Source organism: Paraburkholderia sp. PGU19, from assembly GCF_013426915.1.
Classification (GTDB): Bacteria; Pseudomonadota; Gammaproteobacteria; order Burkholderiales; family Burkholderiaceae; genus Paraburkholderia.
In genome coordinates, this window is record NZ_AP023181.1 from 1,416,019 (window position 1) to 1,442,070 (window position 26,052).

Annotated in this window: 21 protein-coding genes; 10 read left to right on the plus strand and 11 right to left on the minus strand. The window is 60.9% G+C overall.

Annotated elements, in window-relative coordinates; translation table 11 throughout:
• The first annotated feature begins 20 nt into the window (after positions 1-20).
• Positions 21-2,300, plus strand: coding sequence for a molybdopterin cofactor-binding domain-containing protein (locus H1204_RS36075; protein WP_180733497.1), 2,280 nt, complete (start codon positions 21-23; stop codon positions 2,298-2,300).
• A 16-nt stretch (positions 2,301-2,316) separates the two neighbouring features.
• Here H1204_RS36075 and H1204_RS36080 read toward each other — a convergent pair whose 3' ends face one another.
• The gene (locus tag H1204_RS36080) at positions 2,317-2,760 is read right to left on the minus strand and encodes a MarR family winged helix-turn-helix transcriptional regulator (RefSeq protein WP_035991956.1); all 444 of its coding nucleotides are present in this window, start codon (positions 2,758-2,760) and stop codon (positions 2,317-2,319) included.
• Between the two features lie 549 nt (positions 2,761-3,309).
• Here H1204_RS36080 and H1204_RS36085 point away from each other — a divergent pair.
• Positions 3,310-4,620: an MFS transporter gene (locus tag H1204_RS36085; protein WP_180733498.1), complete on the plus strand. Its 1,311-nt coding sequence runs from the start codon at positions 3,310-3,312 to the stop codon at positions 4,618-4,620.
• A 211-nt stretch (positions 4,621-4,831) separates the two neighbouring features.
• Positions 4,832-5,902 carry an IS30 family transposase gene (locus H1204_RS36090; protein ID WP_180729620.1) on the plus strand — a complete coding sequence of 357 codons (1,071 nt, stop codon included), beginning with the start codon at positions 4,832-4,834 and terminating at the stop codon, positions 5,900-5,902.
• Positions 5,903-6,575: 673 nt separating this feature from the next.
• On the opposite strand, the gene H1204_RS36095 is transcribed toward H1204_RS36090, so the two are convergent.
• Positions 6,576-6,947, minus strand: coding sequence for a DUF6697 family protein (locus H1204_RS36095; RefSeq protein WP_180733499.1), 372 nt, complete (start codon positions 6,945-6,947; stop codon positions 6,576-6,578).
• A 209-nt stretch (positions 6,948-7,156) separates the two neighbouring features.
• Between H1204_RS36095 and H1204_RS36100 the strand changes: the two genes are divergently transcribed.
• Positions 7,157-7,498 carry a hypothetical protein gene (locus H1204_RS36100; RefSeq protein WP_243468830.1) on the plus strand — a complete coding sequence of 114 codons (342 nt, stop codon included), beginning with the start codon at positions 7,157-7,159 and terminating at the stop codon, positions 7,496-7,498.
• Positions 7,499-7,510: 12 nt separating this feature from the next.
• Positions 7,511-8,392 carry a 4-hydroxy-tetrahydrodipicolinate synthase gene (dapA, locus tag H1204_RS36105; protein WP_180733500.1) on the plus strand — a complete coding sequence of 294 codons (882 nt, stop codon included), beginning with the start codon at positions 7,511-7,513 and terminating at the stop codon, positions 8,390-8,392.
• A gap of 26 nt (positions 8,393-8,418) precedes the next feature.
• Here dapA and H1204_RS36110 read toward each other — a convergent pair whose 3' ends face one another.
• Positions 8,419-9,288: a LysR family transcriptional regulator gene (locus tag H1204_RS36110; RefSeq protein ID WP_180733501.1), complete on the minus strand. Its 870-nt coding sequence runs from the start codon at positions 9,286-9,288 to the stop codon at positions 8,419-8,421.
• Between the two features lie 140 nt (positions 9,289-9,428).
• Between H1204_RS36110 and H1204_RS36115 the strand changes: the two genes are divergently transcribed.
• Positions 9,429-10,595 carry an MFS transporter gene (locus H1204_RS36115; RefSeq protein ID WP_180733502.1) on the plus strand — a complete coding sequence of 389 codons (1,167 nt, stop codon included), beginning with the start codon at positions 9,429-9,431 and terminating at the stop codon, positions 10,593-10,595.
• A 21-nt stretch (positions 10,596-10,616) separates the two neighbouring features.
• Here H1204_RS36115 and H1204_RS36120 read toward each other — a convergent pair whose 3' ends face one another.
• Entirely contained in the window at positions 10,617-10,985 is a 369-nt protein-coding gene (locus H1204_RS36120; protein ID WP_180733503.1) for a DUF2784 domain-containing protein, read from the minus strand.
• Between the two features lie 296 nt (positions 10,986-11,281).
• Between H1204_RS36120 and H1204_RS36125 the strand changes: the two genes are divergently transcribed.
• Positions 11,282-12,229: a LysR family transcriptional regulator gene (locus H1204_RS36125; RefSeq protein WP_180733504.1), complete on the plus strand. Its 948-nt coding sequence runs from the start codon at positions 11,282-11,284 to the stop codon at positions 12,227-12,229.
• 165 nt (positions 12,230-12,394) lie between these two features.
• Positions 12,395-13,618: an MFS transporter gene (locus H1204_RS36130; RefSeq protein WP_180733505.1), complete on the plus strand. Its 1,224-nt coding sequence runs from the start codon at positions 12,395-12,397 to the stop codon at positions 13,616-13,618.
• 92 nt (positions 13,619-13,710) lie between these two features.
• Here H1204_RS36130 and H1204_RS36135 read toward each other — a convergent pair whose 3' ends face one another.
• The 3 genes from H1204_RS36135 to H1204_RS36145 form a co-directional block, all read right to left on the minus strand.
• Positions 13,711-14,601, minus strand: a complete 891-nt coding sequence (locus H1204_RS36135; RefSeq protein ID WP_180733506.1) for an amidohydrolase family protein — start codon at positions 14,599-14,601, stop codon at positions 13,711-13,713.
• A gap of 52 nt (positions 14,602-14,653) precedes the next feature.
• A complete protein-coding gene (locus H1204_RS36140) occupies positions 14,654-15,949 on the minus strand; it encodes an MFS transporter (RefSeq protein WP_180733507.1) in 1,296 nt (431 codons plus the stop codon).
• Between the two features lie 69 nt (positions 15,950-16,018).
• On the minus strand, positions 16,019-16,741 hold the full coding sequence (locus H1204_RS36145) for a GntR family transcriptional regulator (protein WP_180733508.1): 723 nt from the start codon (positions 16,739-16,741) through the stop codon (positions 16,019-16,021).
• 224 nt (positions 16,742-16,965) lie between these two features.
• Between H1204_RS36145 and H1204_RS36150 the strand changes: the two genes are divergently transcribed.
• Positions 16,966-18,210: an MFS transporter gene (locus H1204_RS36150; protein WP_180735160.1), complete on the plus strand. Its 1,245-nt coding sequence runs from the start codon at positions 16,966-16,968 to the stop codon at positions 18,208-18,210.
• A 511-nt stretch (positions 18,211-18,721) separates the two neighbouring features.
• On the plus strand, positions 18,722-19,300 hold the full coding sequence (locus H1204_RS36155) for a hypothetical protein (protein WP_180733509.1): 579 nt from the start codon (positions 18,722-18,724) through the stop codon (positions 19,298-19,300).
• A 65-nt stretch (positions 19,301-19,365) separates the two neighbouring features.
• Here the strand turns inward: H1204_RS36155 and H1204_RS36160 are convergent, their stop codons facing one another.
• The 4 genes from H1204_RS36160 to dxs form a co-directional block, all read right to left on the minus strand.
• The gene (locus H1204_RS36160; RefSeq protein WP_180733510.1) at positions 19,366-20,265 is read right to left on the minus strand and encodes a LysR family transcriptional regulator; all 900 of its coding nucleotides are present in this window, start codon (positions 20,263-20,265) and stop codon (positions 19,366-19,368) included.
• Between the two features lie 107 nt (positions 20,266-20,372).
• Positions 20,373-23,198 (minus strand): 2-oxoglutarate dehydrogenase E1 component, encoded by a 2,826-nt coding sequence (locus H1204_RS36165; RefSeq protein WP_180733511.1) that lies wholly within the window; start codon positions 23,196-23,198, stop codon positions 20,373-20,375.
• Positions 23,199-23,690: 492 nt separating this feature from the next.
• Complete coding sequence (locus H1204_RS36170; protein WP_180733512.1) at positions 23,691-24,029, minus strand: metalloregulator ArsR/SmtB family transcription factor; 339 nt, start codon at positions 24,027-24,029, stop codon at positions 23,691-23,693.
• Positions 24,030-24,053: 24 nt separating this feature from the next.
• Positions 24,054-25,835, minus strand: a complete 1,782-nt coding sequence (dxs, locus tag H1204_RS36175) for a 1-deoxy-D-xylulose-5-phosphate synthase (RefSeq protein ID WP_180733513.1) — start codon at positions 25,833-25,835, stop codon at positions 24,054-24,056.
• Positions 25,836-26,052 lie beyond the last annotated feature (217 nt).

The following is a 26,052-nucleotide window of genomic DNA, read 5'->3' on the forward strand; positions in this document are numbered from 1 at the left end:
CCCCACTGGAACTCTCTGCCGTGAACCGCTCCGAATTGCTTGCGCGCGAAGGCTGTCTCACTGTCGCGCGACAACCCGCACAACCCGTCAAGCCCGCGCCCGGCCAGCCTGGCAGCCTCTCGTCGTTCGTGCCCGAGGCGGCGGAAGTGTTCGTCGCGATACTCGACGACGGCCGCATTCTCGCGTTCAACGGTCACGTCGATCTCGGCACGGGTATCCGCACGTCGCTTGCGCAGATCGTCGCGGAAGAACTGGACGTGCCCGCCGCGCGCGTCGCGATGCAACTCGGGCACACGGCCGTCACGCCGAACCAGGGGCCGACCATCGCGAGCGCGTCGATCCAGATCTCCGCGACGCCGCTGCGTTGCGCCGCCGCGCAGGCGCGCCATGCATTACTGCAACTCGCAGCGAAATACTTCGACACGCAGATCGAAGCGCTCGCCACCGACAACGCCGAAGTCTTTGTCGCTGCCACGCCCGACGCGCGCCGCGTGAGCTTTGCCGAACTCATCGCTGGCGAACGCATCGCGCTCGATCTCGACCTGAAGGCGCATGTGAAAGATCCGTCGACATATCGCGTGATCGGCAAGTCTGCGCCGCGCGTCGACATCCCCGCCAAGGCAACGGGCATGCTCACGTTCGTGCACGATATGCGCGTGCCGGGCATGCTGCATGGACGTGTCGTGCGGCCACCGTATGCGGGCCTCGATAGTGGCGCGTTCGTCGGCGGCCTGCTCGACAGCTTGGACCGCGAATCCGTTGCGCACGTGGCGGGATTGCGTGCCGTCGTCGTGCTGGGTGACTTCATTGGGGTGGTTTGCGAGCGCGAGGAACAAGCGATACGCGCTGCGCGCGAACTGCGCGTGACATGGAAGCCATTGCCCGATCTGCCCTCGCTCGACGACCCCGCTGCCGCGATTGCAGCCGCGCCCGCCACGCGCCGCCCGCTGCTCGACGAGGGCGACGTCGAAGCCGCACGGCACGCTCCCGACACGTTGACCCTTTCGCGCACCTACGTGTGGCCGTATCAGATGCATGGCTCGATCGGGCCATCGTGCGCGCTCGCCGATTATCGCGAGCCGGGAGCGGGCCGCGTCACCGTCTGGTCCGGCACACAGAATCCCGTCTCGCTGCGCTACGACCTCGCGACGCTTGTGGGCCGCGACGAAGCCGACATCGATATCGTGCGGATGGAAGCCGCGGGCTGCTATGGCCGCAATTGCGCCGACGACGTATGCGGCGACGCGTTGCTGCTGTCGCGCGCGGTCGGTCAGCCGGTGCGCGTGCAGCTTTCGCGCGCCGACGAACATGCGTGGGAGCCGAAGGGGACGGGGCAAGTCGTGAACGTCACAGGCAGCGTGACACGCGATGGCCGCATGACGGGCTACGATTTCGTCACGCGTTATCCGTCGAACGATGCGCCGATGCTCGCGTCGCTGCTGACACGCGTCGTCGCCAGCGAGCCGCGCATCTTCGAAATGGGCGACCGGACGGCCGTCTCGCCGTATGTGAGTGCGAATCGCCGCTTCGTCTGCGAGGATCTGGCGCCTATCGTGCGATCCGCGTGGCTGCGCGGTGTATCGGCGCTGCCGAACTCGTTCGCGCACGATTCATTCGCCGACGAGTTGGCCGCGCTGACTGGTATCGATCAGCTCGAATTCCGCTTGCGCCATCTCGACGATACACGCGCCGCCGAATTGCTCGAAGCCGTTGCGAAGCGCGCTGGCTGGAAAGCGCGCACGCCGCGCAATACGCCTGTGCAAGGCGGTGAACGCTTCGTGCGTGGAAGAGGCATCGCGTACGCCCGCTATGTGCATAGCCGTTTTCCGGGCTTCGGGGCCGCCTGGGCCGCGTGGGTGGCCGAACTCGTCGTCGACCGGGTGACGGGCGAAATCCGCGTCGAGCGCATCACCATCGGCCAGGACACGGGCACGATGATCAACCCCGACGGCGTGCGTCATCAGATTCACGGCAACGTGGTGCAGGTACTGAGCCGCTCGCTGAAAGAGCGTGTGCGTTTCGCGCACGGCAAGGTCGCCAGCCGCGAATGGGGCAGTTATCCGATCCTGACTTTTCCTGAACTGCCCGCAGTGGATGTCGTGCTGATGCCGCGCCAGGGCGAGCCGCCGCTGGGCGCGGGGGAATCGGCATCCGTGCCGGGACCGGCTGCGCTCGCGAACGCGATTTACGATGCGACGGGCGTGCGCTTCTGCGCGCCGCCCTTTACGCCCGATACGATCCGCGCAGGACTGCGCGAAGCGGGTGTGCTGCTCGACGCGCAGCGCGCGCCGCAGGTCTGACGCGCCGCCGGCACATTTACTCGCCGTCCGACTCCATCATCTTGCGCAGCAGGAACAGCAAGGCCACGCGTTCGCCCGCGTTGAGCGTGCCGTAGGTGCGCTCGGTCACCTGTTTCGCGAACGGCACCGTGCGTTCGATCAGCGCGAGGCCGGCGGGTGTCGTGCGCACCAGCAGCTTGCGGCCGTCGTTCGGGTCGGGCAGGACTTCGATCAGCGCGCGCGCCTTTAGACGCTCGACCACGCCGCGAATGGTGGCCTGATCGATCGCGGTCGCCTTGACGATGTCGTTGAGCGAGCAGCCCTGCGTCTCCTTCACCGCGCAAAGCGTGACGAATTGCGCGGCCGTGAGATCGGAATCGGGAATGGCTTCCTGAAAGATCGACACATGACGCTGATAGGCGCGGCGCAGCAGATGGCCCACCTGATCGTGAAAGTCGTAAGAGTCCTTGTGAGACGGCATGAACGTACGGCCTGCGACGGGCCCGATGGCTGGAAACGATGCAGTGTACACCCTCAACCTTGGCATGCGATATGCGAGTCCAGATTGTATTTGCGCCAGATCAGTAGCCGTAAGACGAATGGTGTTCGATGTGGCGCCGCATGCGAAAGGGTCTTCCATAAGGTGTTCCTGGCCTGTGCGCGCCCTGCGGCATGACGGTGCCTGCGGCCACATGTATTGCGAAGGCCTTGTCAGCAGGCTTTTCAGGCACGTTCCAGTTCCAGCGACGACACTTCATATTTGAGCGCATACGCACAAATCATGTGCGAAACCAGCACCATCCGGCGGCATTTTCCGTGTCCCTTTCGTTTTGGCAAATACCTTGTCACATATGAACGATTCACGTTTTTTCGACGCGTTCCCGAAAATCCTGAGATCTTCCGGACACCAGGGTAATTTCGAGCGTATACGCTTATATTTTGACATGCTATACAGATGACTGTGAGCGTTCGATGTGTGCACGCATCGGACGGCAAACTTCAATTCGACCCATCCCAACAGGGAGTCCTCATGTCCACCGTGCAATCCGGCAGCGCCGCTCTCTCTCCCGCCGCCACCCAACACGGCGAGCTATACCGCAAGGTCACGTTCCGCCTGATCACCATTTTCTGTCTGTGTTACTTCGCGGCCTATCTCGACCGCATCAACATCGGGCTCGCGAAGTTGCAGATGCTCGACGCGCTGAAATTCAGCGACACGATCTACGGTCTCGGCGCCGGCCTGTTCTTTGCGGGCTACATCCTGTTCGAGGTGCCGAGCAACCTGATCCTGCAGCGCGTGGGCGCCAAGTTGTGGATTGCGCGCATCATGATTACGTGGGGCATCCTGTCCGGCGCGACGATGTTCGTGAAGACCCCCGTGCAGTTCTACACCGTGCGTTTTCTGCTCGGCGTCGCCGAAGCGGGCTTCCTGCCCGGCGTGCTGCTCTATCTGACGCAGTGGTATCCCGATGCGCGGCGTGCGCGGATCGTTGCGCTGTTCATGGTCGGCCTGCCGCTGTCGAGCATGATTGGCAGCCCGATTTCCGGCTGGATCATGCGCTTCTTCGATGGCGCGCACGGTCTTGGCGGCTGGCAATGGCTGTTCCTGATCGAAGCGCTGCCTTCCGTAGTGCTTGGCTTTGCGATCTTGCGCTGGCTGCCGAACAACATCGAATCGGCGAACTGGCTCGATGCCAACGAGAAGCGCGTCTTGCGCGCGAATCTCGATGCTGATCCTGCCGGTAACAAGAGCCATGCGCTCGGCGCGGCATTCGTCGATCCGAAGGTGTGGGCGCTTGGGCTGATCGATCTGTGTGTGTTGCTCGGGCTTTATGCTGTGAGCTTTTGGCTGCCTTCGATCTTGCGGGATACGGGCGTCAAAGACGCGTACACGATTGGCTGGCTGATGGCTGTGCCCAATGCTGTCGCTGTGATTGGCACGCTGTGGTGTGGTGCGAGTTCGGATCGGATGCGGGAGCGGCGCTGGCATATCGTGGTGCCGTTTGCCGTTGCTGCTGTTGCGCTCGCAATTGCTGCGGGCGGGTCGCATGGCACGCTGACCACTGTGCTTCTGTTCTCACTCGTGAATGCGGGCGCGGCAGCCGCAATGCCTGTGGTTTGGTCGCTGCCTTCGACTTTTTTGAAAGGGTCGGCGGCTGCGGGTGGGATTGCGTTTGCGTGTTCTATTGCCAATCTTGGCGGGTTTGGGAGTACCTATTTCATCGGATGGTTGCGGGATACTTTTCATTCGCAAAGCGCTGGGCTTTATGGGTTCGCCGTTTGCATGATTATGGGGTGTGTGCTGGCGCTTTCTTATTCGAAGCAGATGGTCAATCGTTAAGCCTGCGGCGGGATTTGTTGGAGTTGGGGTTAGCGTTTGCTGCGCATGCTTTGAAGTTGGGTGTTTGCTCTTTCTCTGGCATCCGCGATTTGCCTTCGCACTTCAAACGTCGCCCCTGTGCGGGGCGGCACCTACTTTTCTTTGCCGCCGCAAAGAAAAGTAGGGGCGGTTTCAAGATGCAAGTGCAACACTTCCGTTTAGGATACGTTGCATGGGAAAAAACTACGAACAGCTGAGCGCCGAAGAGCGCGGTGTGATCTTTACAATGAAGTTTGAGGACAAGAGCACGCGCGAGATCGCGCGTGCGCTTGTGCGCTCACCCAGTACGATCAGTCGCGAACTGAAGCGCAATGACTGGAAACCGGCTCACGAGCGCGCAACGATGGGACGACCGCCGATCGCCGGCGGTTACAATTCAAGGCGTGCGGGTTTGCGGGCAGGCAGACTGCGGCGCAAGCCTCGGCGGGAACGCAAGCTGCACGTCGATGGGCCGCTGTGGCCGCAGGTGCGTGAACTGCTGGCCAAATGCCATTCACCCGAGCAGATCAGTGCGCAGCTGAAGCAGGCGCATCCGGATGAGCCCACCCTGAACGTGTCTCACGAAACCATCTATCACGCCATCTATGCCATGCCTCGGGGCGAGCTCAAACGCGAGCTGATCGCGCTGCTCAGACGGGGACGCAGCACGCGCAGACCCCGCTCGCGCGGCGAAGACCGGCGTGGCAAGCTCACTGACATGGTCAGCATCCATGTGCGCCCCCCGGAGGCGAACGAGCGGGTGCTTGCCGGACACTGGGAAGGCGATCTCATCAAGGGGGCAGGAAACCGCTCGGCGGTGGGCACGCTGATCGATCGCAGCACGCTGTTCCTGATGCTGGTCAAGATGGATGACAGCACGGCGGAAGCGGCGTTGCGGGGCTACAGCGCAGCGTTTGCGCCGCTTGACCCGGAACTGCTCAAGACGCTGACCTACGATCAGGGCAAGGAGATGGCACTGCACAAGGAACTGGCCAAAGCAACGGGCATGCGCATCTACTTCTGCGATCCACACAGCCCGTGGCAGCGCGGCATCTGTGAGAACACCAACGGTCTGTTGCGCCAGTACCTGCCCAAGGGCGCGGACCTGTCCGTGCTCTCGCAGCGCCAGCTCGACATGATTGCGATAGAGATGAACAACCGTCCGCGCAAGACGCTCGGCTGGAGAACGCCCGCGCAAGTCTTTATTGAAAACTGCAAGAAGCAGGGAATCGAAATCAACCCCGCTGTTGCACTTGGTCTTTGAAACCGCCAGGCAAAAGAAAGCGGCTAACACCGCCAATCCTTGTTCCCGCCTGAGGGCCCCCAACCGGTCTTACGCTTCACACGGCAACATTTCTGTTCGCGTTCGTTGCCAACGCTTCGAATGACCGCCTCACCCACTTCAAACACCCAAACAAGAGCTAACGGCAGCGAATGGTTTGCGCCGCCCAAGTGGCAAACTGTGTGTAGGTTGTCGCGGCGTACACGTTAGCGCTCTTACAAGGTGGAACGCGTGCGCTATCGGTCCGAAGTGAGGCGTGGGTGTCGCTACGGCCTACACACAGTTTGCCACCTGGGCGGCCGTGGAATACCTAGCACGGCGTGCTGCGACGCGGGCGCGTGAAGAGGGTGATGAGCACCGCAAGAGCGCTGGCAACGAGCATGAGTCACGTGATTGCCGTGTGAGGCGTAAGAACCTTTGGGGGCCCTCAGGCAAACACAAGAACTGGCGGTGTGAGCCGCTTTCTTTTGCCTACTTTTCTTTGCGGCGGCAAAGAAAAGTAGGTGCCGCCCCGCACAGGGGCGACGCGTGAAGTACGAAGGCAAAGCGCGGATGCCAGCGCAAACACAAGCAAACCGAACCGCCCGTGCCACGAAAGCAACACGCGAATGCCATCAAAAGCACTAGCAAACCAACCCGCCGGACGGCAAAAACCTCACCGCCGCCTCATCCTGATAACCCTTGAAATCTGCGCAAGCGTAAAACTACTATCTTTAACGTACTCAGCGTAATCGGCTGGCGCCGACATCGACTCCGCAACAACATACTCCCCCACATACCGAAACCGATCCGACGACGTCCGCACAAAAACAGGCACCGGCTCAGTCTGCCGCGCCAAGGTGCGTCCCGCCGCGCGCGAAGAAGCGCTCCCGTCGCAAAGAATCACCTCAGGCGCATGCGGATTCAGATCGGGCCGCAATCGCGCGGCAACAACCTTGCCGCCCTTGACAGGCAGAAACGCGTGCTTGCTGCCACCCGTCACCTGATGAATGTCTTCACGAGAATATTCTTTTCCAATTTCGAACATGGTTGACTCCAGGACATGACGTCACGCAGCGGCGCTGCGACGCCAATCCCGAAGATCGTATCGGGCCCCTTCTAAATTCGGTGTAAAGACAACGGTCCACGAAATAAATGCGCTATGTCGATCCCTCGCGTTTGCACAAATGCGTGCGCTTTTTACGCGACGTTTACGCGCTTCGCAGTACGCTAGGTCCATCTCGACAACTGCCCGTCGTGGCAACCAAGAACATGGGCTCCGCACAACTTCGCGCGCCGCAAGACTTCGTCCCGGATATCCCGTCGACGCAACTCCGCTCCAACGTCATTCCTCTGCACGCCCAGCGCGTTCAACTCGAAATCTTTCTCACCGGCACGTCGCCGGACGCATTTCGCAACCATCTCGCAACGCTCCTCCACTCGCCGCTCGGCGTCTACATTTCGCACACGCATACGCTGCACGACAAGGTGCGCGTGCACTTCAACATCGCTCCCGAAGACCTGGATTTCACACTTCACACGCTGATCGCGACGATGTCCGAAGCAACCATCGGCACCATCACGCGCATCGTCAGGTGAAGGAGCGAACACATGTACTCGGGAATCTGGATTCCGCTCGTCACGCCGTTTCGTTCCGGTGAAGTCGATATCGAAGCGCTGCAAGCGCTGACCGATCATTACGCGCGCACCGGTATCGCGGGCATCGTCGCGCTCGGCACGACAGGCGAGGCCGCGCTGCTCTCCGACATCGAGCGCGTGACCGTCCTGCAGGCGATCAGCGACGTCGTCGATGGCCGCTTGCCGATGCTCGTCGGCATCGGCGGCTTCGACACGCGCGAGTTCGTGCGCGAAATCAGGCGCTTCGAGCGATGGGACGTGGCGGCCTTTCTCGTCTCCTCGCCAGCCTATGTCTGTCCCGATCAGGCGGGCATCGCGTGGCATTTCGAACAGATCGCGCGCGAAACCGAACGGCCCATCGTGCTCTATGACGTGCCGCATCGCACGGGCGTATCGATCGAACCCGCTACCGTCGCGCGGCTCGCAGAACACGAGAACATCGTCGCGATCAAGGCATGTGTACCGCAGCAGTTCAACGCGCTGGGCAAGCTGCCCATCAATGTGCTGTGTGGCACCGACGAGGCTTTCGTCGATTGCCTCGCGTCCGGCGGACATGGCGGCATTCTCGCGAGCGCGCACGTCTGCGCGGATCTGCTGGTCGAGATTCAGTCGCTCATGCAAGCGGGCGACGCAGAAACGGCGCGCCGGATCTTCGAACGGCTCAAGCCCGTGCTCAAGCTGCTGTTCTCGGCGCCGAATCCGTCGGCGATCAAGGCCATGCTGTCGATCGAAGGCCGTATCTCGGATGAAGTACGCATGCCGATCACGGCGGCATCGGCGGCACTTGTCGCACAACTCGCGCGCGCGCACGAGACGCTGCGCACTGTGCGCGCGGAACTCGCCATGACCGTCTGAACGCAGCCGGCACACGCCGGCTCAATTCACGCGCGGCCCCATTGATCGACGAGAAAGTCGACGAATGTCCTGATCTTCGGCGACGACAGCTTCGCGCGCTCGAACACCACATGCACGGGCGTAGCGGGCGGCGCAAACTTGTCGAGCACGGGCTGCAAGCGGCCTCGCTCGATATGCGCCGCCACCTGCCACGCGGGCGCGTCAATCGCCGCCGACACCAGCGCATCGAGGCTATTCATCCACAGGCGGCCCGTCACCCCGACGCGCGTACGCGTCGCGCCCGACTGGAAGCGCCACTCGACCGGTCCCGGCGCATCCGAGAAAACGAGGCAATCGTGCTTGCGCAAATCGTCGAGTTTGCGGGGCGTGCCGCGCTGCGCGAGATACGAGGGCGCCGCGCACACCACCATCTGGATGTCATCGAGCTTGCGCGCAACGAGGCTCGAATCCGGCAGCCGGCCGACGCGCACGGCGACATGCAGCCCCTCTTCCACCAGATTGACGGCGCGGTCGACCAGCATCAGATCGACGGCCACCTCGGGATGCATCGCGAGAAAGCGCGGCACTAGCGGCGCGACCACGAGCCGCCCAAGCAGATTCGGCGCGGCGATCCGCAGCCGTCCGGACAACTTCCCGCGTCCCGCCGACAACGCGCTGCCAAGCTCGTCCACTTCGCCGAGAATCGCCTTCGCGCGGTCGTAGAGAATGCGCCCTTCGTCCGTCATCGCGAGATTGCGCGTGGTGCGCCGAAGCAATTGCGCGCCGAACTGCGCTTCGAGCGCCGAGATGTGCCTGCTGACCGAGGTCAACGACATCGGAATCGCGCGCGCGGCGGCCGACAGGCTTCCCGCGTCCACGACCCGCACGTAGACGCTCATTGCTTCAAAGCGATCCATGATTCGACTCTTCCGGATTTGGCAAGGCTGCTTGCCGTTTTAGATAGATACTGGCAATTTCCGGAATAGTCTACATTCGTTGTGAACTGGACGATAAAGTCGTCTATCGACAGGCGGCGAAGACACCGGAACACACACAGATGAGACGTTCGATCTTCTGGCTCATGGCAGGCGCAGCGGGTGTCGTGGTCGCGAACAACTACTACAACCAGCCGTTGCTGGCCGAGTTCGCGCTTGCGTTTCACACCAGCGAAAGTCAGGCAGGCGCCGTATCCGTCGCCGCGCAAACGGGTTATGCGCTCGGACTGCTGCTGTTCGTGCCGCTCGGCGACAAGCTCGAACGCCGTTCAATGTTGCGCACGCTGTTGTGCATCGCCAGTGTGGCGCTCGCCGCGATCGCGCTGTCGCCGACGTTGAACTGGCTCGTCGCTGCTAGCTTCCTGACCGGACTCGTCAGTGTCGCGCCGCAGTTGCTCACGCCGTTCGCGGCACAACTCGCCGGGCCACAGCAACGCGGCCAGGCGGTCGGCATCGTGATGTTCGGCTTGCTGTGCGGCATCCTCGTGTCGCGCACGATTTCCGGAACGATCGCGCAGCATTTCGGCTGGCGGGCCGTCTATTGGGTCGCGGCGGCGGCAATGCTAGTCACGGCCGCCGTGCTGTCGCGCATGCTGCCGAGCGCGCAGCCCACGTACACGGGCACGTATCGGCGGCTGATGGGTTCGCTGTTGACGCTGATTCGTGAAGAACCGCTGGTTCGCCAGACCTCGGCCATCGCCGCGCTTCAGTTCGCCGCATTCAGCGCGTTCTGGGCCACGCTGGCGTTTCATCTGCACGCGATGGACGCGCATTACGGCAGCGAGGTCGCGGGCCTGTTCGGACTGGTCGGCGTGGTCGGCGCATCGGCTTCGACGGGTGCAGGCAAGCTGATCGACACGCGCAACCCGCGTCACGTCGTGCTGGCAAGCGGCGCCATCTTCGTCGTGGCCTTTGCGATTCTCGCGGCGACGGGCAACACGATTGCGGGCCTCGTCGCCGGCGTGATCGTGCTCGACCTGGGATTGCAGAGCGGGCATGTCGCGAACATGGCGCGCAACATGAGTATCACGAGCGATGCGATGAGCCGCATCAACACGCTCTACATGACGATCCGCTTTGCGGGCGGCGCGCTTGGGTCGTCGTTGGGCATCTGGGCTTGGAGCGTGTGGCAATGGCCCGGCGTCTGCGCGGTGGGACTCGCGCTCGGATGCGTATCGGTGATGATTCAGGTGCGGCCGCAGATGGCGGGTGAAGCGCAGCGGGAATGATCGCGTGCGGCTAGACCGCTCTCAACGGCGCGGTGGAATGCATCGCCATGTGATTGCCACGATCAGCAGAAAGGCCACATACGCAACCGCGAACATCCACGCGGGGAAATCGTAGTAGAGCCAGTGGCTCACCCAACGCTGCACGAAACCTTGCTCGACCGTGCCTCCCGTGCGCAAGCGGTCTTCGAGCACGGTGAGCGGGCACGGCACGTCGAGTGCTGCGAGAATCGCGACGACACCAATCGCCGCGAGATGCAGCGCGCGGAAAGCACGATTGCGCACCCAGGCGTATTGCAACGCCGCGCCCGCCCAGATCGCCATCAATCCGCCGACGATAAACAGGACGATCAGCGCATGCAACACGAGCACTGCGTCGGCCAGCCAGATCATGATGTTTCCTGCGCGCTTCTGTCTCGGCCAGGTTCGCATGACACGCGACCGTGAAGAATCAGGCCGATTACATTGTCCCTTCACCAAGGCATTGTGCAGCGTTTCGCTCACCCGCGCTCGACGCGCTTGTGGCGCACAACATTCCGTGGCGCAGCGTAAACCTGTCGATCTGAAATACGCGGCTTTTCCTGTGCGTCAACGATGCGCGCGTTTGTGTCCCGGTGCGCAAGTCAATCATCAGGCTCGATGTGCTAGCCTGAATCTTCATCATCCGAGGTGATCCGGCGAGGCGCACGATGGAACTGAGGCATCTGAGAATGTTTTGCGCGGTGGCCGATTGCGGCAGCTTCACGGCAGCGGCTGAAAAAATCCATAACGTTCAGTCGAACGTGACGATGCGCATCAAGGAGCTCGAAGCGGAATTGAACCAGCAGTTGTTCATCCGGCAGAAGAACGGCGTGGTGCTCACGTCGGCGGGGCAGATTTTTCTGGGCTACGCGCAACGCATCCTTCAGTTGACGGACGAAAGCCGCAACGCGCTACTGGACAACGCATCGCCGCGCGGGCTGCTGCGCCTCGGGTCGATGGAAACGACGGCCGCGATCCGTTTGCCGAAAGTGCTGGCGAAGTATCACGTGCAGTTTCCGCAAGTTCAACTGTCGCTGATGACGGGCACGACGAACGAGTTGATCAAGGCGGTCGAATGTCATCGGCTGGATGGCGCGTTCGTTGGCGGCTTTCATCAGAGTTCGTCGCTGCATCAGGAAGAAGTGTTTGAAGAAGAACTGGTGCTCGTGAGCGGCATCGAGTTCGAAACGCTTGCAGCGCTTGCGAAGCAGATGTCCGGGCAAACGGTGCTCGCATTCAGGACGGGCTGCTTCTATCGTTCGACACTCGAAAACTGGTTCTATCACGCCGGCATCATTCCGGGGCAGGTGATGGAGCTAGGCACGCTGGATGGAATCATGTCGTGTGTCGCGGCGGGAATGGGGATTACGTTGTTGCCGCGATCGGTGGTGGAGAGTCATGGCGCGCGGCATGCCGTGCATTGCCATGCACTTCCGTCGCAATTCGCGCACGTGAAGACGGTGTTCATCCGTAACAAGGACACTATCGTCACGCCGGCGCTCACCGCGATGATCGATCTCGCGCATGAGCAGTTTGCGGTCGACGTCGATGTCAAGACTCCTCCGCCTGTTGGAAACATACTGACTTCGGCGCTGGCTGCTGTCTATGCAGCGTGACGAACCGGCAGCGGGTGCGTTTTAGCGGCAAGTGTTAATAGCGGTTCGATGGCTTTCGGGATTGCGGACATCCATGTCCGATATGTCCGGAACGCCAGTCCATTGATGTCCGGTGTCGGCCGATCCAGAATCAAGCAACGCTTGACTCTCGATTCCAGGCTTCAGATGACACCCACCTACACAACTTCTTCCCTTCCCGCGCCCGTTTACTGGCTGGCGCTCGGCGCTTTCGCGATCGGAACGGAAGGCTTCATGATTTCTCCGCTTCTTCCCGGACTCGCGACCGATCTGTCGGTGACGATCGAAACGGCAGGACAGCTGGTGACAGTATTCGCGCTCGCCTACGGCCTCAGTTCCCCCGTCCTGACGGCGTTGAGCGGCAGCATGAACCGGCGGACGTTGCTGCTCGCGAGCATGATCGCGTTCGCGCTTTCCAACCTGCTCGCGTTCGCAGCGCCGTCTTTCTGGGCCTTGGTGGGCGCCCGGGTGTTGCTGGCGCTGTCCGCCGGTCTCTATGTGCCAGGCGCGAACGCGCTGGCGAGCGTCATCGTGCCGCCCGAAAGGCGCGGCCGCGCAATCGCGGTGGTGAACGGCGGCATTACGATTGCGATCGCGCTCGGCGTTCCTCTCGGCGCCGTCATCGGCCATGCGCTCGGCTGGCGCATGACGTTCGCGGGCGTCGCGGGATTGGCGGCACTCGCGGTGGCTGGGTTGTTCTTCGGCCTGCCGCGCGATATCGGCGCCGGCATTCCGGTTGCGACGCTGCGCGAGCGCATCGCGATCGCGCGCAAACCTGTCGTGCTCGCGACGCTGCTCACGACCACGCTCTGGGCCACTGGCGCGTATACGGTTTATACCTATCTCTCGCCGTTTCTCGCTGAAATCACTGGATTGGCCGGCGCACAGGTCGGCATGGTGATGTTCATGTGGGGACTTGCCGCAGCGATTGGCGTCGTGTCGGGTGGCACAGCAAATGACCGCTTTGGACCTCTGGCCGTGATCGTTCCAACGATCGCGCTGTCAGGCGTCGCGTTTGCCACACTGTCGATCAGCGCGCGCTTTCTGTCGCCGGGCGCTGCACTCGTGCCAGTGATTGCCGCTATCGCGCTGTGGGGCGTCGCGCACTGGGCGTTTTATCCGGCACAGCAGGCGCGGCTGATCGATATCGCTGGTGTGAAGGTCGCATCGATCGTGTTGTCGCTCAATGCTTCGTTCATGTATATCGGGTTCTCGATAGGCGCCGCGCTCGGTGCGCTCACGTTGGCTCACGCCAGTGTGGGAAGCCTCGGGTGGGTGGCGGCAATGTGTGAGCTGGCGGCGGTGTTGCTGACTGTCGCGATTATTGCGCGGCCTGCGAGAGTGAAGGCAGCTTGCGCTGCTGTCGAATGAACGCTCAGGTTGGCGGGGCTGAAGGCGGCCTTCGCCCCTTCTCTTTCTAAACGGAGTACCGTGGACTGCTCGCCCGCCGGGCGAACGCGCGACTATATCGTCGGTTCCTCAAACCGGTAGAACTTCGCCGATGTGCCACACGCGACGGCCCTTTGCTCCGCCTCATTGGGCAAGAGTGTCCGCAGGGCGTCGAGCGTGCGACCAAAATCCTGAGATGCCTCGAATTGCGTATGCGGCCAATCACTCCCCCACATCAGGCGATTCACTCCAAACGCCTCCGTCAGAAGCCGAACAGCATCATGTGCAAAGCGAGGTGTTGCGTGCTCACCCTCCGCGAAGCTCCCGTTTCGATAGGCCGCTGATATCTTGACCCACACCTGGCCTGTGCTCGCCAGATCGAGGAGTCGACGGAAGCCCTCGTCATCGACGCCGAGTGCAGGGTCTGGCCTGCCGAAATGATCGATGACCACATTCAGGCCTTGAACCAGGAGCGGCTGCACGATTCGCTCAAGACGCGCCGCCTCGGCGTGGACTTCGACATGCCATCCCAGTTGACGAACATGCGCGAGCGTTTCCGGTGTCAGACTCCTTTCGATCGGGAGATCGGGAAGACCGATGAGGTTCAATCGAATGCCGACGACGCCCGCCCGCGCCATTGCCATTAGCGCGTCGAGTCCGCAGTCCGGATCGACAACCGCGACGCCGCGAAGCCGGTCAGGCGCGCGTCGCAAAGCGGCCAGCAGATAGTCGCAATCGGTGCCGAGAAAGCTGGGCTGCACCAGCACGCCGCGCGACACATTGTGTGTGTCGAGTTGTTCGAGATAGACGTCGAGCGGCGCGTCGTAGTTGGGCGCATATCGGCGCTGCCGGGCAAGCGGCAGGCCGCGCTCGAACACATGCGCGTGTGCATCGATCAAGGCGATTTGGGAAAGACGCTGCGCTGTCTGCTGCTCATGCGCATGCGAACCCGTTGTTTCGATCATTGACATTACTCTCCGACAAAACTTGCCCGGCTGTCGTCAGAACAGCCGCGCATCAGTGCCGTTGCGCCTGCGTCAGCGTTCCCGCAGGTCCGGCCTCGAGTACCGCTTCGCCGAGTGCGCGGCCGCGCGTCTCGGGCAGCATCAACACGGACAGGACCACGATTGAGTAAGCCAGTCCGGCGTCAATGCCAATTGCCGTTCCAAGCGACATATTGGCGGACATGTGGCCCACGAGCACAGGAAAGCCCGCCGACACCACGCGGCCGAAGTTATAGCAAAAGCCGACACCCGTACCCCGCATGCCACGAGGATAAAGCTCGTTGAAAAGCGCGCCCATGCTGGCCGGGATACCCGCTGCGAAGAACCCCAGCGGAAAGCCGAAGAACAGCATGGCGAGATTGCTGAGCGGCAGAAACAGATACGCGGTAACCGTCAGCACGCAGCAGATCGCGAAGGTGAGGATGGTCCTGCGCCGGCCGATCCGGTCGAGCAAATGCGCGCTGACGATACACCCGCAAAAGAACGCAACGATGACAACAGCAAGGTAAGCGCCCGTGCCCAACACCGACAAGTGGCGCTCCGTTTTCAGGAAAGTGGGGAGCCACGTCATCAATGCATAGTACCCACCATGCGCACCCACTCCGAGCAACGCGCCGATTAGCGTCATGCGCAGCACTTGCGGCGAGAAGATTCCGAAGAACACGCCGAACGTCGAAGCATCGTCGCGTGCCCGAACGTCGCGCGCCGCCCGCGCGGGCTGCACGGGCTCCCGTACGCCGCGTCGAACATAGAGGATCAGCAGCGCGGGAAAGAGGCCGATCCCGAACATCACGCGCCATGCCGTCTCGCCGGGCAGCCACGAGAACATCAACGCGTAGAGCAGCACGGCGGCGCCCCAGCCGACGGCCCATGCGCTCTGCACGCTGCCCATCGCCTTGCCGCGATGTTCGGCACGAATCGTTTCGGCCATCAGGACCGCGCCCGCCGCCCACTCTCCACCGAAGCCAAAGCCCTGAAGCGTCTTAAGGATCAGGAACTGCGGATAGTTCTGCGCGAACGCGCAAAGAAACGTGAATACAGCGAAGAAAGCAACGGTCCATTGCAGCGTCTTCACGCGGCCCAGCCGGTCCGAGAGCATGCCGGCCACCCAGCCGCCCAGCGCCGAAGCCACCAGTGTCACACCGCTCACCATCCCGGCTTGCGTCCGGCTGATCGACCATTCCGCGATGATCGCTGGAATCACGAGACTGAACATCTGCACGTCTAGCGAGTCGAGTGCCCATCCGCCGAAACACGCCCAGAATGTCCGACGCTCGTTGCCGGACACCTCCTTGAACCACTTGAACATTGCCGTCTCCTGCGTCGCGTATCCCATCGTGGGGATCGAATCGTTATGGATTGCCAGGTCTTTCGATATCTACCGGATGTCGGCCTGGTAAATGAATTCGCTTGCGGGCCCGCGCGAGCGCCGCCATTCCAGCGGCTGCCTGTCATATCCATACGCGAGCCGCTCGATCACGACGGCGGGCGTACCCGGCTCGATGCGCAGGAGCCGCGCGTGAAGCGGACCGATCGCCTCGACAGTCAGCGTTTCGGTTGCCGACGCGATGACCTGATTGCACTGCGCCTCATACACGGGATAGAGCAGATCGCCGATCTCCGTCAGTTCGAGTTGTGCGAACGCGGCGAAACGGTCGAACGGAAGCCAGATTTCTTCCGCGAGCATCGGCACGCCATCGATCAACCGAAGACGCGACATCTGAATGACCTTGGCGCCATTCGGAATCTGCAAGGTCGCGGCGACGGCCGACGGCGCCTCCACGACTTCGCGGCGCAGGATGCGGCTCTCGGGAATGCGACGCTCGCCCTGCCTGGTCTGGAATCTGAAGAACCTGAATAGAGAACTGTCGAAGCTCGCGCGGCGCACGAATGTTCCGCGGCCCTGGAACCGCTCCAGCAGCCCTTCTGCGACCAGCAGATCGACAGCTTTACGAACGGTGCCGACAGCGACGTCGTAGCTTTTCGCGAGCGCCTGCTCGGTCGGAATGGCTTCGCCGGGGCGCCAGTGGCGGGCAGCGACCAGTGCGACCATCTCGTCGCGCAAGCGCTGGTAGCGGGGCAGTCGATCATCGGCGTGCATGCTTTTCTCCATCAAATTCATATATATGTTTGCATGAGTCGCTCCGTTTGACCGACCAGGAATTACCCTAATCATGCGATAGCTTCTTGACATGACGGGTTTATACCCATTGCTGGCACATGAAATTCAACTAAACATATATATGAATTGCTAACTGGAGACTGGTTGTGGCCCAAACCCTGACAGACGAGCAGATCGTCGTGAAGAAGATCGCGTGGCGGTTGATGCCGCTGTTGATTGTCATGTTCCTGATCGCCTTCATCGACAGGCAAAACGTGGGCTTCGCCAAGTTGCAGATGGTCGGAGCGCTGGGAATGTCCGAAGCCTCATACGGATTGGGGGCGTCACTGTTCTTCATCGGCTATCTTCTGTTCGAAGTGCCGAGCACGCTCGCGCTTCATCGCTTCGGCGCGCGTTTGTGGCTCGCACGCATCATGGCGACGTGGGGCGCAATCACGGTCGCGATGGCTTTCACGCATTCGATGGGCGTGTTCTATGTCTTTCGTTTCGCGTTGGGCGTGGCGGAAGCTGGCTTCTATCCAGGCGTCATCTTTTATCTGACGCTGTGGTTCCCGCAGAGCCATCGCACGCGCATGCTCGGCTTCTTCACGCTTGGCAGCGCGCTCGCCAACATGCTCGGCTCACTCGCGGGCGGCCTGCTTCTGTCGTTCGACGGCAGTCTTGGCCTTGCAGGCTGGCAGTGGGTATTCGTCGCAACGGGCGCACCCGCCATCGTCGTCGCGTTGATCGCCTTGCGTTTCCTGCCGGACTCCGTCGAACGCGCGCGGTTTCTGTCGAGCGAAGAGAAAAACCTCATCGTCGCCGCAATCAGGCGTGAGGCACCGACCGAGGCTGTATCCGAGCACCCATGGCGTGCTCTCATCGACAAACGCGTGCTGATGTTCGCTTGCGGCTACATGCTGATGTCGACCTCGCTCTATGGCGTGACCTACTGGATGCCGACGCTGCTCAAGAGCGGCGGCGTCTCGCACTCGCTCAATGGCTTGCTGAACATGATTCCGTGGTTGCTCGCCGCGCTGCTTCTGCTCTGGCTGCCCGCGAGACTCAAGCGCGAAAACGTGGTGCTCAAGGCGATGGCGATCGTGGCCGGTGTCGGCGTAATCGGCTTCGCGCTGAGTCTCGTCCTGCCTGGCTTGCCGCTGCGCTTCGCAGCGCTCGTTCTTGGCGGCGCATGTATCCCCCTGCTTTACCCGTGTTTCTGGTCGCTTCCGCCGCGCTTCTTTACGGGCGCACGCGCCGCCGCAAGCATTGCGGCGATCAATTCGATCGGGAATCTCGGCGGCTTCTTTGCGCAGAATCTGATGCCCTACGTCGGCAAGCTCGCGGGTAACGCCAGTGCGCCGATGCTGGTGCCCGTCATCTGCCTGACGCTGCTCGGCGCTGGACTGTCGGTCGCGTGGGTCTCGAACGGGCGCAGCACACGCGGACAGGTTGCCACGGGACAATAGTCCAGCGCCACCTTCGACGGCTCCTTGCCTGCGCGGAGCTGCCGTAGGCCCAGCGGGTGTATCTGACTGATCGCTTACGGTGATGGCGGCTGAACGCATGCAGTCCGCCATCAAGCATCGTCCTTCAATGCTGCCAAATGGATGCTCGCCGATGGTCGCGCGAGCGCATCGCGCCGGCCATAGGCAACGACGCAAGTTGCCAAATAAGAGGCCACGTTGTTAGCTTCACGAAATGTTCTCAGGCGTCACAGGTGTTGTGACCGAAGCGGCCTAGACCCCCGTCGCTCGCGCTGAGAGAATGCGCAGACCCGCTACAAACCGGAGATCGATTTGAGCCCTTGAACGGGTCTACCGGCAAACAGCGCAGCTGTAGCAGTGGCATGTTACTTACTACTTTATCTGACATGTCAGACAAATGTGGTAGGTAACTGGCACAACCGACTCGAAGGGATCCATTTTGAGTAAAGAGCTTATCCACCGTGCTGGGAGCATCGCCCCTAACGACGGAACCTTGCGCACGCCGTGGGGTTACATTGCCCGCAGCATCGCACTGGTGGTGCTGGCAGTGAGTCCGTCGGTCATCTGCGCCTATCTTGCCCAAACATCAGCACATTGGAGTCTGTTTGAACGTTCCGGATCGATAGTGACGATCACCGGCCTGCTACTGGCGTCACGCCACTATTTTGCGTACACCGTGACTGATCTGGTTGTAGCTCGCACAAACAAGGGCGGCGGATTCAAAGCTCGCAAAGTTCTCGGCGACGTCCTGGCAGCCAGGCGCGGGCTAACGCTTTCGGCGTTTGGGACGCTCATTTGGGGATGGGGAATATTTCTGCGTTGGTGGAGCTTCGCCGTGCTGGCGCTGTGGATGGCATTTGTGCTCTACCGGGCATTTCGCGATCCAGTATTGCACCGCCGACGCGACGACGTGTTGCCGCCCGTGACGAACGTCAACAGAAGGTTCCGAAACAAGCCCGAACGCCGGTGCAAGCGAACGACTCCTGATAGCCGTCCGCTTACCGAGCAGACATTGCCGGCAATCGCTTTCGCGCAACGACGACGTCGGAAGCTCGGGTGCGACTCTCACTGATGTGCGGATCGACTCTTGGCAAAGAATGAGTGAGTATCGAGCAACGTCCGCCGACGCCTTTCCGTTCACACAGCCAACTGCGTCGAATACAGATCCATCAACCACTCGATAAAAATGTCGACTCGCCTCGGCCTCGTCCGGTTAGGCATATACACAACAGAAACCGGCCGGGGATTCGAAGGATAATCTCGCAACACCATATTCAGCCGGCCCGCACGCACGTGGGCATCGAGTATGAAGGTGCCACCCTGTATCAACCCGAGGCCCGCCAGTCCACACGCCACGTAGGTATCGGCGTCGTTCACAAGGATCGCGCTTTTGAGTGGAATGGTACGGACCTCGTCTCCGTCGATGAACTCCCAACCTCTGATACGCCCCGACTTCATCGCGTAACTGACGCCGATGTGATCGCTGAGATCACTCAATGTAACAGGCTCGCCATACGCGCGAATATAGTCGGGCGACGCGTAGGTCAGCGTCTTGTAGATACCCACTGTCCTGGCGATCAGTCCGAGTTCGCTCATCGGTCCCACGCGGACCGCGCAGTCGAGCCCGTCTTCAATCAGATCGGGGTGTTGATCGGCTATGCTGATGTCGAGTTGAATGTCGGGATTATTGGCGAAGAAGTCCGGCAACTGCGGGATCACGACGGATTTCGCGACCAGTGAGGGCATGCTCACGCGGACCTTTCCGCTATTGCTTCCCTTCGATGCCTGCGCGTCGGCGTCCATTTCCTCCAGGTCTCGCAGAAGCGCCACGCAACGTTCGTAATAGCGAATGCCAGCATCGGTCGGCTTGCTTCGCCGCGTTGTCCGGTTCAGAAGCTTCACGCCCAAATCCGACTCCAGAGCCTGAACCATACGCGTGACATAGACCGTCGACGTATGCAGTACTTCGGCGGCCCCCGTAAAGCTATTCGATTCGATCACCTTCACATACGTCTTGATTGCAGAGATCTTGTCCATCGTATGCTTGCGTGTCGTCTTTGATATTGATCGGGCTGCAGTTCCACTTGCACGTGACATGAAAGGCGAACCGGAGTGATCGTTCCTGGCTCGCCTTTACCGCCTGCTTATTCGTCAATCGCCGCGTGCAGGAACTTCTCCTGACGCGCGAGGTGCATCGACTTGTACCCCGGCGCGGTCGATGCGGTCGCCTCAGGTCCGATATAACGCAGTGTCGCAGGTGCCTTCACGATTTCCAGCAACGGCTCCATGACGAAATTCCACGAGCCCTGATTCTTCGACTCTTCCTGACACCAGACCACGCTCTTCAGATTCGGATAGCGCTCCAGTTCCGAACTGATCTGCTTCGCGGGGAACGGATACAACTGCTCGACGCGAATCAGCGCAATGTTGTCCTTTCCGGATTTGCGCCGACGCTCGAGAAGTTCGTAATAGACCTTGCCCGAACACAGGATGACCCGGTCGACCTTGGACGCCGCTTCCTTGGTCGGCGATTCGGCGAGGATCTCGTTGAATCGTCCTTTGGCGAGATCCGCCAGACTGCTGACAGCCTCCGGGTGGCGCAGAAGCGACTTCGGCGTCATCACAATGAGGGGCACACGATCGCGCAGCACCGCCTGCATCCGCAGCAGATGGAAAATCTGGGCGGGAGTCGTGGGCTGACAGACCCGCATGTTGTCCTGCGCACAAAGTTGCAGATAGCGTTCGAGCCGCGCGGACGCGTGCTCCGGGCCTTCGCCTTCCTGGCCATGCGGCAGCAACATCGTCACGCCACTCCGTTGTCCCCACTTGGCCGCGCCCGCCGACAGGAAGTTGTCGATCACGACCTGCGCTCCATTTGCGAAGTCGCCGAACTGCGCTTCCCACAGCACGAGCGCATTCTGTCGAACCACCGAGTACCCATACTCGAAGCCCAGAACGGCACCCTCGGACAGCACCGAGTTGGTGACCGAAAACCGCCCCTGGTCATCCGACACGTGCTCCAACGGAACATAAGTGCCCTCGGCCCGACTCGAACGGTTCTGGTCGTGCAGCACCGCGTGACGATGGCTGAACGTACCGCGTTCACTGTCCTGACCGCTCAGGCGCACGTCGATACCTGCGGAAAGGAGCGAGGCAAAAGCCATATGCTCCGCCATACCCCAGTCGAGCGGACGCTTGCCTTCCGCCATATCGCGACGAGCAGACACCACTCTTCCAACAAGCGGATGCAGCGAGTATTGATCCGGAATGCTGGTGATCTTCAGCGCAAGCTTTTGAACAAGGTCCAGCAAGGGCGGCGCGTAATAGATACGGCTGACGTTTCCATCGAGCAGTTGTGGCCAGTTCTCTTCTTCGTTCTTTTGAGCAACAGGCTTTTTCTCTTCGACCGATTGTGCCGTGTCGAGACGCTGACGGTACTCGTGGACATACTTCTCCACGTCTTCCGCCGTCAGAAGCTGCTGGTCTACCAGCTTCCTTGCATAGAGCGTACGAACGCCGGGGTGACCCGCAATGGAGCGGTACATCATCGGCTGCGTGATGTTGGGCGTGTCCTGTTCCTGGTGGCCGTGACGGCGGAAACAAACCAGTTCGATTACGACACTCTTGTTGAACGTCGCGCGAAAGTCGATTGCGAGACGCGTTGCAGCAATCACGGCTTCGGGGTCGTCGCCGTTCACATGCAGCACGGGTGCCTCGATCATCTTCGCAATGTCTGTGCAATAGAACGACGACCGCACGTCCCTCGGGTCGGAAGTCGTGAAGCCGACCTGGTTGTTCACCACCACATGTATCGTGCCGCCCGTTCCATAGCCCCGCGTGTTGGACAGGTTCATCGTCTCCATGACGATGCCCTGGCCTGAAACCGCAGCGTCGCCGTGGATCTCCACCGGAAGGACCGCGCTCGCGCCCAAACCCAATACTTCAGCGCGTGCGCGAGCAATGCCTTGCACCACCGGGTTGACAACTTCCAGGTGCGACGGATTAAACGCGAGTGTCACTTCGGCGGGCCCAGTTGCCGTCGGGAGCAAACCGGTAAAGCCCTTGTGATACTTCACGTCGCCCGCCGGAAGCAGGTGCGCGGTCTTTCCCTCGAACTCGTCGAACAGGGCAGCCGGCGGTTTTCCGACAACATTGACGAGAACATTCAGGCGTCCGCGATGCGCCATGCCGAGAATCGAGCTTTTGACGCCCTTCGTCGCACCATATGCCACCAGTTCGTCCAGCAGCACGATGAGCGACTCTCCGCCTTCGAGCGAGAACCGCTTTTGACCGACATAGCGGGCATGCAGATATTTTTCCAGCCCTTCGGCCGCAGTCAGACGTTCGAGGATATGCAGCTTGTCGCCGTTATCCAGTGCAGCTTTCGAACGCGACGACTCGAGTCGCATGGACCACCAGGTGCGCTGTTCCGGATCAGCCAGATACATGAACTCGGCGCCCAGCGTTCCGCAATAGGTTTCTTTTAGCGCCTGCATCAGGTCGCCCAGCGTTTGAACCTGATCCGAAAAGTGAGCGCCCGACATGCTGAACTTCGTGTTCATGTCCGCATGGGACAGATCGTAATAGCTCGAATTCAGTTCCGGCACTGGCACGGGCGCGGTCCAGCGCAGCGGGTCCAGATGGGCATTGCGAGTTCCAACCATGCGATAGGCTGAAATCAATGCCTGCACGGCGACCTGCTTGCGGGCGAAACTCAATACGTCGTTCTCCGAGCGCCCCGCCGTGCGCGTCTGCTTCGCCAGTTCGACGAAACGGGACACGACGGGTCCGTGCGCGACGTCACCTGTATCCGATCCATCGACAGCCGGCACATCCTGCAACGCGTCGAAATAGCCGCGCCAATCCTCCGACACCGTGGTCGGGTCCGCAAGATATGTTTCGTATTGCTCTTCGACGTAAGGAGCATTGCCTCCAAACAGGAAGGAGGTTTTCCGATTCCGCGTAATCATGATGATTCTGTCCTCAGTCGGGCTCAAACCCGATATCTGCCACACATCCGAGCCAGGCAGCACCTGTTGCTGCCTTGGCCGAGCCAACGCTTTCACAGGTACACGAAGACAAAATCCGACTGCGAAAAGAGGACGCATCTGGCGCCATCCGTTCCGAGTCCAACTGTGCATTACCTCGTGGCTCCTGCCGCAAGGTCCCTGTGCCTGCCAGGATCAGCAGTCTCTTGACCACTGATGAGAACAGTTTAGGTTGCGTGGAAAGGCACCGCCGCTTTAGCTACGACGGTATGGGGACATTCACCGCTCGTTTCTGGCCATCGTGTCTTTAAGGCCAGAATTTCGTGTATTGGACGGGTAGCTTGCGGCGCGTTATCGTCTATAGTGCTTCGGTGAAGCCGCGGGTGCAGCGGTTCTGAGACATCGTCGCTCCGTTTCTGGTCAGTACTTTTGTATTGAGGAAACGAGATGTTGCGTGTGGCCGAATATTGCTGATTAGACCCGCTCGCTGATCTGCGCAATATCGGCACAAAGCCATTCGGCCAGTTCACGGATCGCGTCTTCGTTACGCGAGAAGAAGACCCACTGTCCAACCTTTTGTGTTTTGATCAAGCCGGCCCGCTCGAGCTGCGACAGGTGGCCTGACGCCGTCGACTGCGACAGGCCGCTTCGAGCGTGCAGCATGCCCGCCGACACCGCGCGAAGCGCGCAATACTCGGCTTCCGTAAAGTACTCGTCTGGATTGGCCAGCCACTGCAGTACTTTTCGACGGAATGGATGCGCCAATGCCCGGATGGCTGCATCGAAGTGAATCGTCGTTCCGGTCTTGTTCATTGCTGACATGTCCCGTGCGATGCCTCAGACGGCGTCAAAGAGGTCGAAGTGACGGCCCACGAATACCCGCACCGTTTCGAGTACTCCTGCCGCGTCAAGACCATTCAGTTCAAGCAGCCTGGAGCGGTCGCCGTGCCGTATGAATTCATCCGGAAGTCCAAGACGCAATACGGGCACCGCCAGCCCTTCAGCCGCGATATGTTCGGCACATGCGGCACCCGCGCCGCCCGTCACCGTGCCTTCTTCGATCGTCACGATCACGTCGTGCGATCTCGCGACCGTCAGCAACAGATCCTCGTCGAGTGGCTTGGCGAAACGCATGTCCACCACTGTTGCGTCGATTTCCTGCGCCGCTTCTATTGCGACCGACAACAGCGGCCCAAATGCGAGGAAGGCCACGCGTTGATCAGCATGTTCACCAGCTGAGCGGCGAACGATCCCTTTTCCAAAGGGAAGAATCTCGTTCGTCTGTCCGATAACGTCGGAGCCTGTCTTCGCACGGGGGTAACGGACGGCGCACGGACCCGGATAGGCGAGCGCCGTGTTCAGCATCAGATAGCACTCTCTCTCATCAGATGGTGTCATCACGGCCATGTTGGGAATGCAACGCAGCGCGGCGATATCGAACGCGCCAAGGTGAGTTGCGCCGTCGCCACCCGCAATACCGGCGCGATCGACCGCGAACAAAACGGGCAGTTCTTGCAACGCGACATCGTGAATCAGCTGGTCGTAGCCGCGCTGCAGGAAGGTCGAGTAGATGGCGACGACTGGCCGCATCCCTTCCGTCGCAAGGCCGGCGGCAACAGTCACCGCGTGCTGTTCGGCGATACCCACGTCGATGTAGCGATCAGGATATCGTTGCTCGAATTCGACCAGACAGGAGCCTTCACGCATTGCGGGCGTGATACCGATGATTCGATCATCCTTCGCCGCCGAATCACAAAGCCACTGGCCGAATACCTGGCTATAAGTGCGCTTGCCGCCTGCGGAGGGAATCAATCCATCGACCAGATCGAAAGGGCCTGGGCCGTGATACGCGACGGGATCGAGTTCCGCGCGCTCATAACCGCGTCCCTTCTGGGTCACGACATGGATGACATGCGGACGGGTGCGAGTCTTTGCGTCTCGCAGTACCGCGAGCAGTGCCGGAATGTCATGTCCGTCAATGGGTCCGATGTAGACGAGACCCAGCGCTTCGAATAGCGAAGCACCCTCGTCACGCCATTTCCCCGTCAGCGACTGAAGGTGATCGTTCAGGCTACCGACGGCGGGTGAAATCGACATTCCGTTGTCGTTCAGGATGATCGTCAGCGGCAACGCTTTGCAGGAACCTGCGTGATTGAGCGCCTCGTACGCCATACCGGCCGATAGCGCACCATCCCCGATGATTGCCACCGCACGCGCGCCACGATTGCGCAATGCCAAAGCCATGCCAACAGCCGCCGATATCGAAGTCCCCGCGTGTCCCACGCCGAACGCATCGTAGGGCGATTCTTCGCGCGTGGGAAAGCCTGCCATTCCGCCCACTTTGCGTACGCTGGCCATTCCCGCTTTGCGGCCGGTCAAAATCTTGTGCGGATAGCTCTGGTGACCGACGTCCCACACCAGACGATCGTCTGGTGTGTCGAATGCATAGTGAAGTGCAACAGTCAGCTCGACTACGCCGAGACTCGATGCAAAGTGGCCGCCCGTCGCCGATACGCTTTCAAGCAGAAACGCGCGAATCTCGTCCGCAACATGCTGGAGTTCGCTCTCTCCAAGACCCCGCAGTCTTGATGGCGAATCGATGTTGTCAAGTAAACTCATTCCATTCCAATCCTGATGTTCCACGAGGCAGTCAGGGTCTTCCCAACGCCCGCCGTCTCCAATAATAAGGATTCGGCGCGGTGATCTTTGGCCAATGTTCACCGACCGCAGGACGTTCACAGGCCCACGATGACACCGAACCCACGAACCTGCCGTTTCAGTGGTAGCGAGGCTTGCGGACCGTGCCGAAGCACGACCCACATAGCAACGTCACAAG

Coding starts and splice junctions, on each gene's coding strand:
- H1204_RS36125 (WP_180733504.1), top strand. CDS start 11,282: ATGGAACTGAGGCATCTGAGAATGTTTTGCGCGGTGGCCGATTGCGGC.
- H1204_RS36120 (WP_180733503.1), bottom strand. CDS start 10,985: ATGATCTGGCTGGCCGACGCAGTGCTCGTGTTGCATGCGCTGATCGTC.
- H1204_RS36160 (WP_180733510.1), bottom strand. CDS start 20,265: ATGGACAAGATCTCTGCAATCAAGACGTATGTGAAGGTGATCGAATCG.
- H1204_RS36150 (WP_180735160.1), top strand. CDS start 16,966: ATGCCGCTGTTGATTGTCATGTTCCTGATCGCCTTCATCGACAGGCAA.
- H1204_RS36135 (WP_180733506.1), bottom strand. CDS start 14,601: ATGATCGAAACAACGGGTTCGCATGCGCATGAGCAGCAGACAGCGCAG.
- H1204_RS36110 (WP_180733501.1), bottom strand. CDS start 9,288: ATGGATCGCTTTGAAGCAATGAGCGTCTACGTGCGGGTCGTGGACGCG.
- H1204_RS36145 (WP_180733508.1), bottom strand. CDS start 16,741: ATGCACGCCGATGATCGACTGCCCCGCTACCAGCGCTTGCGCGACGAG.
- dxs (WP_180733513.1), bottom strand. CDS start 25,835: ATGAGTTTACTTGACAACATCGATTCGCCATCAAGACTGCGGGGTCTT.
- H1204_RS36095 (WP_180733499.1), bottom strand. CDS start 6,947: ATGTTCGAAATTGGAAAAGAATATTCTCGTGAAGACATTCATCAGGTG.
- H1204_RS36085 (WP_180733498.1), top strand. CDS start 3,310: ATGTCCACCGTGCAATCCGGCAGCGCCGCTCTCTCTCCCGCCGCCACC.
- H1204_RS36165 (WP_180733511.1), bottom strand. CDS start 23,198: ATGATTACGCGGAATCGGAAAACCTCCTTCCTGTTTGGAGGCAATGCT.
- H1204_RS36090 (WP_180729620.1), top strand. CDS start 4,832: ATGGGAAAAAACTACGAACAGCTGAGCGCCGAAGAGCGCGGTGTGATC.
- H1204_RS36080 (WP_035991956.1), bottom strand. CDS start 2,760: ATGCCGTCTCACAAGGACTCTTACGACTTTCACGATCAGGTGGGCCAT.
- H1204_RS36115 (WP_180733502.1), top strand. CDS start 9,429: ATGAGACGTTCGATCTTCTGGCTCATGGCAGGCGCAGCGGGTGTCGTG.
- H1204_RS36130 (WP_180733505.1), top strand. CDS start 12,395: ATGACACCCACCTACACAACTTCTTCCCTTCCCGCGCCCGTTTACTGG.
- dapA (WP_180733500.1), top strand. CDS start 7,511: ATGTACTCGGGAATCTGGATTCCGCTCGTCACGCCGTTTCGTTCCGGT.
- H1204_RS36170 (WP_180733512.1), bottom strand. CDS start 24,029: ATGAACAAGACCGGAACGACGATTCACTTCGATGCAGCCATCCGGGCA.
- H1204_RS36140 (WP_180733507.1), bottom strand. CDS start 15,949: ATGTTCAAGTGGTTCAAGGAGGTGTCCGGCAACGAGCGTCGGACATTC.